Raw genomic sequence first — 16,178 nt, 5'->3', positions numbered from 1 at the left:
ACAGGGATAAGAAGAGAGGGAGCCCCCATGAACTGTCTCACCCATGCCGCACAGGAAAACCTCAATGAGGTCAGGAGGTTTTTCCGAAGAGACAGCTTGACTGTCCAGATAACATGCCGAGGGAATTTTCATGGCTGAGACGATCTTCGGCACGACGCTGACGTTGTCGAGCGGTCGGGCGATCCCGACCCGCTGGGTCGGCGAGCAGCATGTGCGCGAGGATCTGGGCTTCATTCCGAGTTTTGCGGATTGGGTGAAAGCGATCCATCCCGAGCCGTGGATGGGGCGCAGCCGCAAGATTGAAGCCGAAGTCGATCCTGTCCTGTCGGATCGGTAGAGGCAGAGACGAGCGGGGATTGCGTGACGGGTTGAGAGCCGGGAGAGAGGCTTCCGGCGCCCGTCGCGGAGATTTCCCGATGAATGCAATCATGCCGCGCCCTCGGGGCGCATCTGTCGCGCCGCTCCCGGGGGAGGGTCCTTTCAGCCTGCTTTGCGCCGGAGAGACGCAGACCTCGGTTCCGGGTCTCGGGGCCTACCCGGTGCAAACCAGCGTTCTACTCGGGCGGTTTCGCGGGATCGAGGATGCCATGGCCTGTGCCGAACGGCGCGGTGCCCAGAGGGATCTTTGCGCCGATGCGCTGATCGGGTTCATGCCGAACCTGCTGCTGTTGCAGGACGCTCGCCATCGGCTTTGCCTTGCTGGTCAGATCGCAGGGACCGGTCTGCAATGGTGCGCTCCGGTGCAATCCGTGGCGGAGGTGCGCGAGGTCGTTATGCGGGCCTCCGAGATCAGGGCCCGCGCCATGGCCGCACTGGATCGAGGGGCCGCATCCGAGGCACGCACGCTTCGCTTCCAGGCGGCGGCGCTCGAGGCGCGCTTGGTCGATCCAGCCTGGCACGGTCGCCTTTCGGCTGTCCTCGTACTGGCTGCCTGAGCCTTTCACATCCACAGGCCCGGTCAAGACCGGTGCCGTATGAAAAGGGGGCTGTAATGGCTGATTATTTCACGCATTTTTCCTGCCTGCTCGATGTAGGGACGCCAGAGAATGCCGCTCAGGCGCTCGATCTCTATCGCACGCTTGCCGAGGATGCCGATGGCGAAGACCCGCCTTCGGATGGCTTCGATCTGTCGATCGTTCCGGAATTCGGCGGCACGCAGATCTGGATCCGCGACGGCGGCACGGGCGATCCGGAGCATGTGATCCGTTTCGTCAAGCGCTGCGCCGCCGCCTTCGGTCTGACCGGGCTCTGGGGCATGCAATATGCCAACACCTGCTCGCGCCCGCGCGTCGATGGTTTTGGCGGTGGGGCCCATGTGCTCGACCTCTCCACCGGCGAGACGGTGGACTGGATCTATACCGATGGCTGGCTCTCCACCGTGATGGAAGGGGGGGATCCCTATGCCTGAGCTCATCTGCACGAATGTTTATCGCCTCGACGAACTCCCCGAGGCCTCGAAGGAGACCGCACGGGCCTGGTATCGGCAGGGTGGCTTTGACGACGCGTGGTATGAGGAGGTCTTTGAGGATTTCCAGCGGATCGCCGACATTCTCGGGATCCGGTTCAAGACCCGCGCCCTGCGCCTGGTGAGCGGAGGCACCCGACGGGAACCTTGCATCTGGTTTCGGGGCTTCTGGTCGCAGGGCGATGGTGCCTGCTGGGAAGGTTTCTACGGCTACCGCAAGAGGGCGGCGGTGGAAATCCGCGCCTATGCGCCGGAGGACGACGACCTGCACCGCATCGCCGACAGGCTGCAAGCCGTCCAGCGGCGCAACTTCTACCAACTGCGTGCGGAGGTCACTCACCGCGGTCCCTATGATCACGAATATTCCATGGCAATCTCCGTCGAACGCGACAGTCCCGGTGGACAGGATCTGTTCGGCGAGGCCGAGGATGTCGTGGTCGAAGCCCTCCGCGATCTTGCGCGCTGGCTCTATCGGCAACTCGAGCGGGAATACGCTTATCTCACTTCGGACGCGGTGGTGGACGAGGCGATCTTGGCGATTGGCTACACGTTCACCGAAGCCGGGCAGCGTTTCGGGTGAATGCGCGGCGACGCCAGGCGCCGATGTGCCGGCTCGGGCGCTGAGCCTCTGTCCCATTTCTGTCCCACGCTGCGCCTTGGCGCTCCGCTCGCTTGTCGTCGCGCGGGAATGTCCAAAGCTCGGATGATGATCGATCCGGCTGTAATCGACTGCCGGGCCACACTGCCACGAATTCGAGCATGGAAAAGGGAGCAAGCCGATGCCGCGTGATGACGCTTCTGATCTGGCGGCCCGCCTTGCCCGCGAGGCCGAGGCAGTCTGCCGTCACTATCTGCCGGCGGGTCACAAATCCGGGCGCTACTGGATCGTGGGCGATGTTCACAACATCCCGGGCCGATCCATGTTTGTCCGCCTCACCGGGCCGGAGCGGGGCAAAGGGGCCGCAGGCAAATGGACAGACGCCGCCACGGACGCGCATGGCGATCTGCTCGACGTGATCCGCGAAAGCCTCGGCTTGGCGGATTTCGCCGCGACGGCCGAAGAGGCCCGGCGGTTCCTCGGCATCTCCGGGGCTCGGCTGGGCGGGCCAGAGATCGTCCGACCTCTGGCGCCTGCTGCATCCCGGGCGTCCAAGGCCGCGCAGCGGCTCTTTGCGATGTCACAGCCGTTCCAAGGCGCTCTCGCGGAGGCCTATCTTCGCGGCCGGGCGATCACGGGCCTGCAGGATACCGCTAGCCTGCGCTTCCATCCGCATTGCTACTATCGGTCAGAACGAGGCGTCATCCTGAAGCTCCCGGCGCTGGTTGCATCCGTCACCGATCTCGCGGGCCGCCAATTGGGCGCGCATCGCACCTGGCTCGCCGCGGACGGTTCGGCCAAGGCTTCTGTCGAGACCCCGCGACGGGCGATGGGAGCCTTGCTCGGCCACGGGGTGCGATTTGGCGTTGCGCAGGATGTTCTAGCGGTCGGCGAGGGGATCGAGACCGTTTTGTCCCTGCGCACGGTTCTGCCCGGACTGCCGGCGGTGGCGGCGCTTTCTGCCGGCAATCTCGGGGCCATCCTGTTCCCGGAGAGGTTGCACCGGCTCTATATCTTGCGGGAGCGCGACCCGGCTGGGGACGCGGCTTGGAAAAGGGCGCATGCCCGAGCCACTGACGCTGGGATCGAGGCGCTTCCCCTGATGCCCCGTCTGGGCGATTTCAACGACGATCTGCGGCACGACGGGCTCAAAGCCCTGCGGTTACGGTTGAAGGATCAGCTTCACCCCGACGATGCCTCGCGGTTCTTCGTGGCGTGACGGGGTTGGGGAGGGCGGGGACGCCTGCCGTATTGTCCCGCCAATCTCGGGCGTCCGACTTCGGGCGGGTCGCCGCCCCCGGCCTTCTCAGAGGGCAGGCGGCCCACAAGCGGGGCGGCCCGGCAATGGCGGCGCCCGGTCAATTTCCGCCGGCGGGCAGGCCCGCCTTTGCAGCGCGAAACAAATTGACCGGGCTTGGCCATCAGGGCCCTCGCCATGGCTCGGGCTGCCAGACCGCCCCGCCCGTGGGCTTTTCGCTGCCACGAAGGCCGCGATGGGCGCGGCTCAGCCGAAGAAGGAAGCCCGAAATGACTCTGCAGGACAAACAAGACGGCAGGGAACCGATCCACAGTTCTTCCCAGACCGATCACGCCCTCACCGAACTCCAGCTCTATGGCTGGCGCCCGTTCGAGGATGAACCCGATCCCCGCCCGTTGCCCGAAGGTAACCGTATCGCCACCGCTATTGCCGACATCTTCGACGCCCTGATCGCCACCTTGGGCGAGACGCGGCTCGAACCCGATCTCGACGAATTGCTCTGGGGCGCTGTCAATCTCTTCCATCGCGCGACCGAACGGGCCGAACGCGCGCTCGATGACAACGAGCAGGGGCAGCGCCGCCTGCAGCGTGAACAGGATGGTTCCGAGATCATGTCGGTCGAGCTCGAACGCCTGATCGCCGAGGGACAGAGCCTGATCGAGCGGCGCAACGCGCTGGAACTCTTCCGCGACCTCGCCGCCGAGGGGTTCGAACATCATCAGGGCAAACCGTGGCACCCGCGCAGCGGCTCGCGCGTCAGCCATCGAAACCTGACCTCCGCGATGATCGACAGTCGCGATTTCCTGGCCGCCAAACGCCGGGCGGAGGCGGCGCTGCTGCTCCCCGAGGGGCCGAAAGTGGCCGTGACCGGCGGTGCAGACTACAATGACCACCGGGTGATCTGGGCACGCCTCGACCAGGTCCATGCCAAGCATCCGGACATGGTGCTCCTGCACGGCGGCTCGCCCAAGGGCGCCGAGCTGATCGCCTCCCGCTGGGCCGATCATCGCAACGTGCCCCAGGTTGCCTTCCGCCCGGACTGGGCCAAACACGCCAAGGCGGCTCCCTTTAAGCGCAATGACGCGATGCTGGACACACTCCCCATCGGCGTTCTGGTGTTCCCCGGCACGGGGATCCAGGAGAACCTTGCCGACAAAGCCCGCAAGATGGGTATCCCGGTGATCAAGCACGAAGGCGGCGCGTAAAGCGCCGCCCCTTGGCGGGATCTGGGCCAAGTCGATTTGCCTAGACAGCTTTCAGCCTAATCTGCCCCGCGCAAAATGTTGCATGTGTTCATACGAATGCAGGTGGCCTTAGGCAGATTTGCAGTGCATCCAGATCAAGGTTGTCCCCACTGGCTTGCAGCTTTTCCAAGTAGGCCAGCAAGTCATCCTGCCGAGGCTGTCCGAACGCCAGCCGGTAGAGCGCAACCGAGCGTTTCAGCCATCCCAGCAGGGCAATTCCCTTGCTGAAAGGCAAGTTCAAAGAGAAGCGTTCAATGCAGGTCGTTCCGTCGAGCAACCAAAATGGCTCAAGGTCTCCGGGGCGTTTTGCATTGCTGTGTGCCAGATGAAACATCTGGGCCCATGGATCAGGCTGCGTCGGGGCCTCTTTCAGGTGCATCGCCTCCTGACGGACCAGATTCAGACGTACGGCATGGTTTTTGTAACGGTGCACCCGTCCTTCGCGCTGCTCGAGATCAACGGGATTGGATGGCAGGTTCCAGTGAACGAGGCGATGACAGTAAGGATGGAAATCCAGACCTTCCTGTCCGACCGAAGTCGATGCCAGCACGAAAGGACGAAACGGGGAGTTGAAGGCAGACCTGACCAAGTCGGTCCGCTGCACAGCTCCGCCTTCCTGCGCCTTCTGAAGTAGCCGCGTGGCAAAGCGGCCTCTCATATGAAAAGCCTCAGAAATCTTCAGTCGACCGGACCGCACTTTGTAATTCCGAATGCTGATGGTTGCCGGGCGCAAGGACATGGCCTCGTCGATGGTTGCGGCAATGCGGCTTACTGCGTGAACCGGCGAAGCATCACTCAACCCTTCTGCTTCCAGCAGGATATGCACATACTCGTCCAGAACGGATTGCAGATCGTGGCTCACTCCGTAACGCAGGGCTGAACGCCAGTAGGCCGTGTCACGATCTCCGCGCAGCAGGGCCTGACTTTCGGGTTGGTTGAACAGTCCCCGAAAGGCCATGCCGATCTTCGCCGCCGCAGTCAGAAGGGCCGGGTTATCAAGCGCCAATGCGGGCGCGACGCGGTGCAGGGCGCGCAGCGCACAGGTCGCGGGGCTGCCAAGCGCCAGGTCGGTCAGATGGTCGAGCAAGGCGTCATAAGTGGGGGTGCCCTCGAGCTGCTCGGCCATAGCCACTTCAGCCAATGCGGAGACATGGTCCATCCACGCATCCATCCCGTCTTCGCGCAACACATCCTGCAATCCGGCCCCGGACCGCAGCCAGGGCACATAGCTATCGGCTGCCTTGTTGAGCCAGGCGGCACAGGCCCAGTCCCAGGTTTCCGCGCGGCTCGTCCCGCTGTCATCCTCGGGAAGTGCACTGTCACGGCCTCTCGGCACCGTCTCCAGCGCGCAACGGATCATCCTCGCCAATGGTTGCAGGTGTTGGCGTGCAGCCCCCCGCATTGCAGCCTCGTCGATTAGCAGGTCGTTTTCGCGCCAGATCGCGAGGGGATCAACCGCTTCGGCCAGTGCCGGCGATGGGATCACCAGCGACAGGGCGCGCAAGCCAGTCAGTCGCTCGCGCGCGTGGCGGAAATTCAGCAATTGCGTCTGTTTCCTGAACGCATCCGAATAGGCATGCCCCAACTCGGGCATGTTCATCTGCCGCTCGCTCTCGTAGGAGAGCAGGGCCGCAACAGCGTCCGGCACCATGGTCCATTGCGAAAAGAGCAAGAGCTTGCTGGCCACAACAGGCCTGCCGAAATAGGGAAGACTCGGTGGCATCCAGAGGCGCCGGGCGAGGTCATTTTCGAATGCTAGCTCACGAAGCGCGCGCATGCGGCCGTTGGGAAGCGGGACAGGGGCATATGCCTCGATCTTGCGCGGATCGAGTTGCGCATCGCGCGCGCCGCGGATGGCCGCGCGAAGGCCCTCGGAAGGATTGTCTTTCTGGGCATCAAGCTTCTGCCCGAGTTTGTAGTCCCGCAAAAAGCTGAGCAGATAGGGCGCGGATTTCCAGTATTCCACCGTCCCCGGTGCGTCCGCGGCCTCGGCGACGCGGGCAATCGCCCTGGCTTCCAGCAGGTCCGCCGGCTCAAGCGAGACCGGCACGTCAATATCGCGCATCATCGCGTCATGATCTGCGGTCTCGGTCACCCGTTCGGTGCGCGCGATGACTTGGCGCAGGGTGGATTCGATCGCGTTCTTCAATGTTCTGGAAACATCCGCGCTTGCCGGCAGGGACAGCATGGCAAGCCTGAACTGGCGCATTTCCTGCTCCAGCTCGGCGCGGACCTCTTCGCCCCTGTCGCCGAACAGAAAGCCGATAACATCCAGAAATTCCTTGTAGTGATCTCCGCTGTCCGCCTCGTCATCGCGCAGGGAGAGCATCTTGTAGGGGGTGGCCGACAAAAGCAGGACCCTTGGTTGACTGCCTTCCGGACCTTCGGCATCGAACAGTTTGCGTGCCAGATCGGCCGCTTCGCCGTCACCGTTCAAAACCTCGGTGAAACGTTGGAATTCGTCCAGGACAATCAGGTCAGGTTCCAGGGCCTCCGCGCTTTCGCGGGCCAGTATGCTGCGGAATTCGCCGACAATCGCCTCGCGGCGGCGGTTCAGCTCGGTGTTGTTGCCGCGCATCCCTTTATAGGCCTGTGCGCATGCCTCAAGCTCGGCCAGCAGATCTGGTCGTGCTGATGCTGCCGATACGAAGCGTTTGACGATGGACTGTTCCAACGGCTGGCGGTCGATCCAGTCTCGGGATGCGCGCCAGCCGTCTTGACCGGCATAGCCCTGCAGCATCTTCGCGACGGCGCGGCGGTCCTCCAGAAGCCCCCAGAGCAGGCGCAGGATCAGCGCGCGCTCCTCCTTCATGCCGCCACCACTCTTGAGATCCAGCGATGTGCCCGGGGTGAGGCTGAAGAAATTCACCCCTTCCGGCTTGATCCCGCCGGCTTTGGCCAATTCTATCGCGAGCATGGTTAGGCGTGTTGGCAAGACATGCGCCTCTGCCTCTCCCATCACGTTCAGCCGAGCGACATTCTGGCGGGCGATGGCTCCGTTGGAACAGATGTAAACGATATCGATCCGTTTCACGTCATCCTGCAAAGCCTCGATCGTTCGAGCGATGACGCCGCGGGCGACCATTGTCTTGCCAAGCCCGACCTCATCGGCGACGAGGAAATGTCGCACGGGATCGGGATCGCTGAGCAGCCGGCGTGACACGTAGTCGACAGTCGCGCGCTGGAACGCCTTTAGTGGGCGAAGTGCCGGTTCGGCTGCGAAGCGATCTGTCATTTGCCGGCCCCCTTCGTCTTGGGCATGACGGCCCGGAACGTCTCCCACAGAGTGCGGAATTCAGGCGGGACCACAGGGCCATCCTTTCCCTCAGCATCGCCCAAACGCTTTATCAGGCGTTCGATGTCGCGAAGCTGGCGTCCCTCGCCCGAGAAGGCCCGCACCATGTCTTCCAGGATTGCGCTGTCCTGTTCTGCGCCGAATATTCCGGTCAACCCGCTGCCAGCCCCTGCGGCGAAAAGCGCCTTGGCCGCGTCGGTGACATCTCCCAACAGAAGGCGGATATAGCGCAGGAAGGCTTCTCTGTTCTCGATGATCGCGCGCAAAATTTCTGCAGTCCGGTTGTCGGGCAGGTTGAGCAGTTCGGTGCCCAGAGTGACATCGCGCTGCAGACCGGTCTTGCCATCACGCAGGCGAAGTCCGATCCAGCGCGTGACGTCCCTGAGAGCCACCCGCGCCAACAATGTCTCCCGCTCCGAAAGGTCCGCCACCTTAACCCCCCAGGTCTCTCCTGGAACCAGCGGCCAGATGTGCAGCTCCAGATCCTCGGGCACGGTCACCGGAGTTGCGACGGAAAGGAAAAGCGCGACGATATCGTCTTCCTCGACCCGGCACCGAAGGCGCGGGGCGGCCCGGACAATCTGGCGCACCAGCGTGTCGATCCGGCGGTCGGCCTCCAGCTCGGCGGATGTGTCGTCGGAATCATAGGCGGTAAATTCGCGGAGGAAGCGCCCGAGGTGTTCCGGGGCGAGCTGTTCTTCGACCGATCCAATGTCCCGCGTGTAGCCGGAAAGCGTTGCGAAGACCTCGATGTTGGACCCGTCCAGTAACGCCGCATCGGTCGCATTGCCGGAGCCCAAGGTGATTTCGGTGCTTGCATAACGTTCTGTCAGAAAGGCTTTTGCATGCAGGCCCCGGGCAGGCACGACGCTGCGGGGCGGCTCCGCAGCATCCTCGCCATCCTCGGTTTCCGCCAGTTCGTCCAGCACCTGGAGATGCCCGAACCGCTCAAGCGTCTCGTGCGACAACAAAGCCAACTCCTCCGTGCGTCCCAACAGATGGGCATTTTCGCGCGCGACGCCTGCGGTCAATTCCGTGAGGGCCCTATCGGAAACGAAGGGCGAAATGATCCCGACTTTTGCACCGATCTTGGGGAGCCACGGCTTGCCGGGCAGGCCGTTCACGGCAAATCGGATGCGACGAATATGTTCGGGGGGCTCCCATACCGCACGATCCAGATCCGCGGCCAGACTGGCGACCATGGTGCGCGTGTTCTTGGGCGTCTTGCGTCCGGTTGCCATGCCGGGAAGGGCGCGCAGAAGTCCCGATACAGGTGCATTTTCCGGATCGATCTGCTGCCCGATCCTCCCGTCGAGAGAGAGCGACAGGTCCCACGACATGTCTTTTGTCAGGTTGCGAGACAGGAGCGCCAGCCGCAGGCGCGGGGCTTCATGCCCCGAGAGCGAGGTGAAGCGCAGCAGCCAGAGCTTGGGGTGAAAAGCACCACCGCCCGGGGCCGCAACTTCGGTAATCGTATCCTCCAGCAAGGCCGTCAGTCGGTTCGCCCCACGTGGCATGCCGGCGATACGCCCCCCCTCGCAGAAGATCGCGATCTTCGAGGAGAGCCGTTCCAGCCCTTCCAGCAGCGCAAGCGGTGTGTCGAGGGTCTGGTCCCGGTTTTCGGCCGCATGGAAGGCCAATGTCGCCGGGATTACGAGAGCGGTCTCAAAGTCCAGCGTGTAGGTCGTGGCAATGGCGGCATCCAACTCGTATCCTGCTGGTGCGCGCAGGATTTCGCCGTAAAGCGCCCGGTTTTCCGGGTCGAGGGTCGCGTTATTTGGCATGCTGCAGGTCTTTCAAGTGGCTTGAGACGATCTGCCAGCGAAAGCTCATTTGAGTGGCACCCGATGCGCCACGCCAGCGCGCCAGTGCCCCATCGTTGCGGAAGCGCGATTTGGGACCTTTGAGGCGGCTCTCACGCTCCTGCACAAGTTGACGGGCCGCATCGTCGGAGGAAACTTTTCCGCTGCAAGCCCGGACCGTGCTCCGCCAATCCTCGATGAAGCGGCAGGTCTGCGGTTTCACCGCATGGGGCGTCGTGCGGATCACGTCCCACAGCTCGGGCAGAGACCAGTCTTCGAAAATCTCGGGAGGCGTGTTTTCAGCCCAGTCCTTCAGCCTGGACAGGTAGAACTCGACGCGGTCACTCCATTCGCCGTGCTCAGCGCCTTGCCGCGATGCGGCTTTCTCGGAAAGCATGAGGTTGTAGAGTAACGATGCCCCAAGCATGAGCCGGGAAAAGCGTTCTGCATGCAGGACAAGAGATTGAATCTCGCCGCGCCAGTCCGCCCTTGCCGGGTGAAGCCAGATGAAATCGCATTCCGCATCATTCTGGGCGCGCGAGAGCAAGGTAAACAGGCTGCCAGGCGCCTCGTGCGCCAGCCGATCGCGCATAAAGTCCGCCTCGGCTGAGGTCAGCGCGAAATGCGCCTGAAACGTCGGATCTGTCAGGAACCCTTCGGGGGCATCGGGCAGACCCGGGCTCCAGAGACGGCTTGCTTCGCCCGGCCCCGCTTCGAGACAGGCATTCCGGCTGCCCTGAAACTGGCGAATGCCAAGGGCGAGCAGACCCGCCCAATAAACATCGCTCGGCAGACGCTTCAACCGTTCTCGCGCGTCGCTGCCGATGACGCCATTCTTCTCACCACCTCGGTCCAGCGCATCGATCAAACGAATTTCGAGCGCCCGGGCCAAGTCGCGACGGGAGCTTGCAGTGCCTTTTTCCCGTCCTGCAATCTGATAGATCCAGGGCACGAACATCATGTAGCGCAACCTGGTCTGGATCGTGGACGTGCCCGGAAACATCAGGTCAGCCAAGGCGTCGCGGATGGCTCCAAGGCCCAACTCGTCACGGCTTTCCTCGTTGCCGAACAGGTCCATTATGCGTCTGGTCCGGTCTCTGTCGGCTTGATCAAAATCGATCCATGCAATGAATGACATTTATACCTCTATGTGAGTTTCCGGCGCCACGGAGTGAATGTGAACCGTATAGGTCGCTTTTCTGACAGCAGGAACTCTGCGAAACAGGTGAATTGGCCAACCATTGGGATTGGGACGAGTCTCTCAAGACTCCACCTCCTCCGTCTTTTCGAGTTCGAGTCGGGACTTGTCCTCGCCCAGCCGCCACCGTCTGATGACATAGAATCCAAGCGCCTTGCGCGTTTCGACGATCAGATGCGAACGGCCCTCAAACCCGTATTCAAGGCGGACCACGCTGGCCTGAGACTCCGAGAGGTCAGAACGTGGACGAATCCACAGTCGCACCTGAGTGTGCCAGTCAGTGTCGAAGGGCAGGGGCGCGACTCTATCCCGCGAGGTCCGAACCGGTTTGTGAATCCGGATCGGCAGGTAATCGCGATAGGCTTCGTGCTTGTAACTCCAGGCCCGGAGATGGATCGCTTCCCCGTCGAAATGAAACCGCGCCGGGCCGATCCATTGCGGGGCGGAAAGGCCGCTGGTCATCGAGGTATAGGTGATCTGGATGTCGCGTTCGCCGTTCATGGCGCGGTAGAGCGGCGCGATGATGGCGGGATCCATGACGCGACCCGGCAGCGGGATGCTTGCGCCAAGGGAGGTTGTCTCGTCGCTGAGCAGGTCGAACACCTGTCTGGGGCCGGCATCAGACAATGCCCTGTGACCAGCGCAGGCGAAATAGGTCTTCTCGGTGGCATCGTAGACCGGCGGTGTATCCGTCAGCGAAAGGTAGGTTCGAAAATCGATCGCCGCCTGTGCCGTCGAGATGTCGAACCGCTGCATCAAGTCCCGGCGGTTGGCCTGCCCCCGCCAAGCCAAGCATTGATCCAGAAACAGAATCCGTTCGCGCTGCGCGTGTTTGAGGGTTTCGAGACTCATGGGGTATGGGATACTTGACTCTTTTTGCAAAGTCCATACATTAACTATACGTATAGAAAATGGATTGATCTTATGCGAATGCTTCACACCGCAGATCTTCATCTCGGGCGACAGTTCATGGGGCTGAGCCTCGAAGAGGATCACGAGGCGGTCTTGGGGCAGATCGTCGAAGCGCTGAAGAGCGAGCGAGTGGACGTGCTTGTGATTGCGGGTGACGTATTCGATCGTGCCTCCCCCCCAAATTCGGCGATCCGGCAATTCAACCGTTTTCTCAAGCGCGTGGCGGACGAAACTGCCGCCGCTGTCGTGATGATCTCCGGCAATCACGATTCCGGGGATCGGATCGAGGCGATGTCGGTCTTTTCCACCGCGTCGCGAGTGCTGGTGCGCGGGATTGCAGATGCGGTGGAGACGCCGCTGGTGCTGCCTGACGCGCAGGGCGTGGTCGCCTTTTCCGCGCTGCCCTTTTCTTATGAATACGCCGCGCGCGAGGTGTTCGGGGATGAAGGCATCAGCACGCCGGCAGATGTCATGGCTGCCCAGATCGCCGCGGCGCGGGGACAGGTCCCTGAGGGCGCGCGTTGGGTCGTGGTGGCCCATGCCTTCGTCGCGGGTGGCGCGGTCGGCGAGACCGAGCGTGCCCTGACCCGGGTCGGCGGTATCGAAACCGTTCCCGCCGAGCTCTTCGACGGGGCGGATTACGTGGCGCTGGGGCATCTGCACAAGCCTCAGGACGTGGGGCCTCAGGACGTGGGCGCGCCCCATGTCCGTTATTCCGGCGCCCCGCTCGCCTTCGGCTTCGACGAGGCGGGCGGTGAAAAATCCATGACCATCGTCGATCTGAATGCGGAGGGCGTCGCGATCCGCACTGTGCCGTTCCGCCCGCTCCGGCAGGTGCGCTCGCTCACCGGGGCTTTCGCGGAGCTTCTGGCGGGAACGCCCTCGGACGATTTCGTCCAAGCCATCCTGACGGATGAGACCCCTTTGATCGACCCGATGAAACGGTTGCGCGTGACCTATCCCAACACCTGCCATCTGACCTATGCGCGGCAGGGACGGACGCCGGAAACCAAGGCGCTCGGGGCAGGACGGGCCGCGGTCACGCCAATCGAGATGGTTGGCGATTTCCTGAAGGCGGTGCGCGGGGGCGCGCCGAGTGACGCTGAGTTGGCAATCGCCGCCGACAGGCTGCACGCTGGGAACACCGCGGAGGACCGGGCATGAGACCGATCCGCCTCACGCTTCAGGCCTTCGGCCCCTTCGCCACGACCGAGGTGGTGGATTTTCGCTCTGCGCTCGAAACCGGGCTGTTCGGGATCTACGGCCAGACCGGGGCCGGGAAGTCGACGCTGTTCTCGGCAATGTCCTTTGCGCTGTTCGGGGCGCCGAGCAGGACCGACCAAGAGCCGCGTTCGCTGCGCTCGGACCACGCCGCGGCGGATCTGCCCACCGAGGTCGAGTTCGTTTTCGAACTGGGCGCCAAGACCTATCTGATCCGCCGTCGCCCGGCACAAGAGCGTCCGAAGGCGCGCGGTGAGGGGATGACCGTGGACGCCGCCGAAGCCTCGCTTTTCGACGTGACCGGGATCGCGGTCGATACACTGGGGCCGGGGCAGTCGGGCCGGGTCATCGCCGAGAAGAAGGTCTCTGTGGTGGGGCAGCAGATCGAGGCGCTGCTGGGCTACGGGGCGGATCAGTTCCGCCAGATCGTGCTTTTGCCGCAGGGTAGGTTCGAGACGTTTCTGGCGGCGAAGACCGAGGCGCGGGTCGAGATCCTGCGCGAGCTTTTTGACGTGAAGATCTATCGCGACTTTGCCGCCCGGCTGAAGGAGGAGGCGGCACAGGCGGAACGCGCGCTGCGCGAGCAGCGTTCGCTCTATCTGGCCCGGCTCGAGGAACGTGGCTTTGAAAGCGCCGAGGCGCTGGATCTGGGGATTGCCGGGGCCGAAGTCGAGGTCGACGAGAAACGCGGGTTTCAGCAGCGCGCGGAGGCGGCGAATGAAACCGCGCGCAAGGCTTTGAGTGAGGCCGAGCAGGTCGAAAAGGCCTTTGCCGCCGTCGATGCGGCAGGGCTGGCGCTTGACGCTCTCGACGCGAAAACGGCTGAGGTCGACGCCTTGTCGAAGCGGGTCGATGCCGTCACGAATGCCATGCAGGCGCGCGATCTCGAGATGGCCTGGCACGATGCGGCGCGGGACAGCCGGGACGCGGCGAAGGCCGTGACCGAGGCAGAAACGGCGCTCGGCACCGCGAAATCGGCGCGGGACGGGGCGGCGCGGGAGTTGGTGGAGGCCAAGGCGGGCGAGGGCCGGCTGAAGGCGGTTCAGGCCGATCTGACGCGGTTGGAGGAGATCGGGAAAAAGGTCGGGCAGGCGGCGGAATTGCAGGCAGACGTTGACGGTGCTGCAAGGACCGATGACGGGGCGAAAACGGTGTTGTCCGAAGCAGAAGCGGCGTGCAAAACGCTCCGCTCCCGGCGCGAGACAACCGATCTGGCGCTTGACGCGGCGCGCAAGGCAGAGGCGGCGCGCGGCAAGCTGACCGGTGAACTGGCCGAGGTTGACCGGGATCTGGCCAAGGCGGGGGCGCTTGCCAAGGCGCAGGCGGCGGTCGGCGAGGCCGAAGGAAAGCTCGAAACCGCCACGAGCGATCTGGCGGCGAAGATCGAAGCGGAAGAGGTTGCAGAGGCGGCGCTGATCGAGGCCGAGGCGCGGCTTTCGCGCACTCAGGCGATCATCCTTGCCGAAAAGCTGACCGAGGGCGCAGCCTGTCCGGTTTGCGGCGCGCTCGATCATCCCGCCCCGGCCCATGGCACGCCCGAGCAATCCGGCCTGACCGAGGCGTTTCGACAGGCGCAGAACAAGGCGAAAGAGGCGTCCGAGGCAAGGGTTCGGGCCGAAAGTGAACTGGGCAATTGCCGTCTGCGCCTTGACGAGAAGAAGCGCGCGCTGGAAGACCTGGAACCGGCCGAAGGTTCCTCCACGGAGCTTGAGGCCGAGAAATTGCGGCTGGATGGCGCGCTTGCCGCGCTTGGCGCGGTGGACGATCTTGACGCGATGGCGGAGGGTCTTGCCGAGCTCAAGCTCAAGCTGGAGGAAGCCGAGACGGTCGAGGACAAAGCGCGGACCGCCGCAAGCAAGGCCGAGACCGCTTTGGCCACGGCGCGGGCAAGGCGCGATACGGTGGTCGAGGCCTTGCCCGACGAATTGCGCACGCCCGAGGCCGTCGCGGGGCGGCGGGCGGCTTTGCTGGGCGAACAACGGCAACTCACCGAGGCGCTGGAACGCGCCATCGAGGGCGATCGCACCGCAGCCGAGGCCCTCACCCGGGCGCAGGAAAAGCAGGAGGCGGCCACGACGGCGCTCGGAACACAGGAGCGGCGCGAGCAAACCGCACGCGAGGCTTTCCTCGCCCGCCTGAATGAAGCCGGATTGGACAAGGCGGGATACGATGCCAGCAAGGTGCATTTCCCGACGCTCACGGCCGACCGCAAGACGGTGACCGATCATAGCGAGGGGCTGATCGCCGCGCGCACGACGTTGCAGAACGCCAAGGACGCCTGCAAGGATCAAGAGCGCCCGGACCTTGCCCCGCTCACGCAGGCGCTGGAGGGCGCCACGCAGGCCCTGAACACCGCCAACGCGGCGATGGCCGATGCGAAGGCCGCCTGCGAGAGTTTGGCGAAATTCAAGGCCTCGCTGGCAGAAGCGCTTGCCGGAACGGAAAAACTCGAGGCCGAAACCGGGCCGCTGCGGGGGCTGGCCGATCTTGCCAATGGCAAGAACGATCTCAACATGACGCTCGAAACCTTCGCTATCGCCGCCATGTTCGACCGGGTGCTGGAGGCGGCGAACATGCGGCTCGACCCAATGACGCGCGGGCGTTATCGGCTTGAGCGCGGAGCGGAGGCCTCGGGCGGACGCGGCAAGCGCGGGTTGGAGATCGAGGTTTTCGACATCAATACCGGCAAGGCCCGCCCGACCGCGACCCTGTCGGGCGGCGAGACCTTCATCGCGGCTCTGGCGCTGGCGTTAGGGCTCGCCGATGTGGTCGAGAGCCTGTCGGGCAAGATCCGGATGGATACGATCTTCATCGACGAGGGCTTTGGCAGCCTCGACACCGAGAACGGGGCTGGCACGCTGGATCAGGTGCTTCAGGTTCTGGCGGCGCTGACAGAGGGCAGCCGGGCCGTGGGCCTTATTTCTCATGTCGGGCTGGTGCAGGAGGCCATTCCACAAGGGTTTTACGTGCGCTCGACCCCGAGCGGCAGCCGGGTCGAAGAAAGACGGGGGCTGGGATGACGGATCGCTGGCATTATCGAAAGGCGCACACCCGCAGGCTGACGAAGGGGCGAACAGTCTCTGTCCGTGGCGGTTGGGTGCTCCGGGACGAAAACGGACATGAAAAGGGGGCTGCCTTCAGATGGGCCTGCCCGATATGCGGGGTGCCGATCGTGAGCGTTCGCA

11 protein-coding genes and 1 pseudogene are annotated in these 16,178 nt (G+C 63.7%); 8 read left to right on the top strand and 4 right to left on the bottom strand.

Features of this window, described 5'->3' with window-relative positions; all coding sequences use genetic code 11:
- Positions 1-112: 112 nt before the first annotated feature.
- The 6 genes and pseudogenes from P2G62_RS14175 to P2G62_RS14150 form a co-directional block, all read left to right on the top strand.
- A pseudogene (locus tag P2G62_RS14175) lies at positions 113-337 on the top strand (hypothetical protein); the annotation flags it as partial.
- Between the two features lie 79 nt (positions 338-416).
- Positions 417-935 carry a hypothetical protein gene (locus P2G62_RS14170; protein ID WP_275735554.1) on the top strand — a complete coding sequence of 173 codons (519 nt, stop codon included), beginning with the start codon at positions 417-419 and terminating at the stop codon, positions 933-935.
- 56 nt (positions 936-991) lie between these two features.
- Positions 992-1,408 carry a hypothetical protein gene (locus P2G62_RS14165; protein ID WP_275735553.1) on the top strand — a complete coding sequence of 139 codons (417 nt, stop codon included), beginning with the start codon at positions 992-994 and terminating at the stop codon, positions 1,406-1,408.
- On the top strand, positions 1,401-2,045 hold the full coding sequence (locus P2G62_RS14160; protein ID WP_275735552.1) for an antitoxin of toxin-antitoxin stability system: 645 nt from the start codon (positions 1,401-1,403) through the stop codon (positions 2,043-2,045). The genes P2G62_RS14165 and P2G62_RS14160 overlap by 8 nt, the downstream gene beginning before the upstream one ends.
- Positions 2,046-2,244: 199 nt before the next feature.
- Positions 2,245-3,282: a toprim domain-containing protein gene (locus P2G62_RS14155; RefSeq protein ID WP_275735551.1), complete on the top strand. Its 1,038-nt coding sequence runs from the start codon at positions 2,245-2,247 to the stop codon at positions 3,280-3,282.
- A gap of 308 nt (positions 3,283-3,590) precedes the next feature.
- Positions 3,591-4,526: an SLOG family protein gene (locus P2G62_RS14150; RefSeq protein WP_275735550.1), complete on the top strand. Its 936-nt coding sequence runs from the start codon at positions 3,591-3,593 to the stop codon at positions 4,524-4,526.
- Between the two features lie 88 nt (positions 4,527-4,614).
- Here the strand turns inward: P2G62_RS14150 and P2G62_RS14145 are convergent, their stop codons facing one another.
- From P2G62_RS14145 to P2G62_RS14130, 4 genes are all read right to left on the bottom strand, one after another.
- A complete protein-coding gene (locus P2G62_RS14145) occupies positions 4,615-7,800 on the bottom strand; it encodes a helicase-related protein (protein ID WP_275735549.1) in 3,186 nt (1,061 codons plus the stop codon).
- Positions 7,797-9,644, bottom strand: coding sequence for a phospholipase D family protein (locus tag P2G62_RS14140; RefSeq protein WP_275735548.1), 1,848 nt, complete (start codon positions 9,642-9,644; stop codon positions 7,797-7,799). Before P2G62_RS14140 ends, P2G62_RS14145 begins: the two co-directional genes overlap by 4 nt.
- Complete coding sequence (locus P2G62_RS14135; protein ID WP_275735547.1) at positions 9,634-10,800, bottom strand: DUF6361 family protein; 1,167 nt, start codon at positions 10,798-10,800, stop codon at positions 9,634-9,636. The genes P2G62_RS14140 and P2G62_RS14135 overlap by 11 nt, the downstream gene beginning before the upstream one ends.
- Before the next feature lie 123 nt (positions 10,801-10,923).
- Positions 10,924-11,712, bottom strand: a complete 789-nt coding sequence (locus P2G62_RS14130) for a hypothetical protein (RefSeq protein ID WP_275735546.1) — start codon at positions 11,710-11,712, stop codon at positions 10,924-10,926.
- Between the two features lie 72 nt (positions 11,713-11,784).
- Between P2G62_RS14130 and P2G62_RS14125 the strand changes: the two genes are divergently transcribed.
- Positions 11,785-12,936: an exonuclease SbcCD subunit D gene (locus tag P2G62_RS14125; RefSeq protein WP_345799275.1), complete on the top strand. Its 1,152-nt coding sequence runs from the start codon at positions 11,785-11,787 to the stop codon at positions 12,934-12,936.
- A complete protein-coding gene (locus P2G62_RS14120) occupies positions 12,933-16,013 on the top strand; it encodes an SMC family ATPase (RefSeq protein WP_275735544.1) in 3,081 nt (1,026 codons plus the stop codon). Before P2G62_RS14125 ends, P2G62_RS14120 begins: the two co-directional genes overlap by 4 nt.
- Positions 16,014-16,178: the final 165 nt, after the last annotated feature.

The sequence above is a fragment of the Paenirhodobacter sp. CAU 1674 genome (genome assembly GCF_029222945.1).
Classification (GTDB): Bacteria; Pseudomonadota; Alphaproteobacteria; order Rhodobacterales; family Rhodobacteraceae; genus Rhodobacter.
Note: the sequence above shows the minus strand (reverse complement) of the source record. Positions and strands in the feature narration are given on the sequence as shown.

What these genes read in the sequence shown, in the direction of transcription:
- P2G62_RS14170 (WP_275735554.1), top strand. Translation starts at nt 417, where the DNA reads ATGAATGCAATCATGCCGCGCCCTCGGGGCGCATCTGTCGCGCCGCTC.
- P2G62_RS14165 (WP_275735553.1), top strand. Translation starts at nt 992, where the DNA reads ATGGCTGATTATTTCACGCATTTTTCCTGCCTGCTCGATGTAGGGACG.
- P2G62_RS14160 (WP_275735552.1), top strand. Translation starts at nt 1,401, where the DNA reads ATGCCTGAGCTCATCTGCACGAATGTTTATCGCCTCGACGAACTCCCC.
- P2G62_RS14155 (WP_275735551.1), top strand. Translation starts at nt 2,245, where the DNA reads ATGCCGCGTGATGACGCTTCTGATCTGGCGGCCCGCCTTGCCCGCGAG.
- P2G62_RS14150 (WP_275735550.1), top strand. Translation starts at nt 3,591, where the DNA reads ATGACTCTGCAGGACAAACAAGACGGCAGGGAACCGATCCACAGTTCT.
- P2G62_RS14145 (WP_275735549.1), bottom strand. Translation starts at nt 7,800, where the DNA reads ATGACAGATCGCTTCGCAGCCGAACCGGCACTTCGCCCACTAAAGGCG.
- P2G62_RS14140 (WP_275735548.1), bottom strand. Translation starts at nt 9,644, where the DNA reads ATGCCAAATAACGCGACCCTCGACCCGGAAAACCGGGCGCTTTACGGC.
- P2G62_RS14135 (WP_275735547.1), bottom strand. Translation starts at nt 10,800, where the DNA reads ATGTCATTCATTGCATGGATCGATTTTGATCAAGCCGACAGAGACCGG.
- P2G62_RS14130 (WP_275735546.1), bottom strand. Translation starts at nt 11,712, where the DNA reads ATGAGTCTCGAAACCCTCAAACACGCGCAGCGCGAACGGATTCTGTTT.
- P2G62_RS14125 (WP_345799275.1), top strand. Translation starts at nt 11,785, where the DNA reads ATGCGAATGCTTCACACCGCAGATCTTCATCTCGGGCGACAGTTCATG.
- P2G62_RS14120 (WP_275735544.1), top strand. Translation starts at nt 12,933, where the DNA reads ATGAGACCGATCCGCCTCACGCTTCAGGCCTTCGGCCCCTTCGCCACG.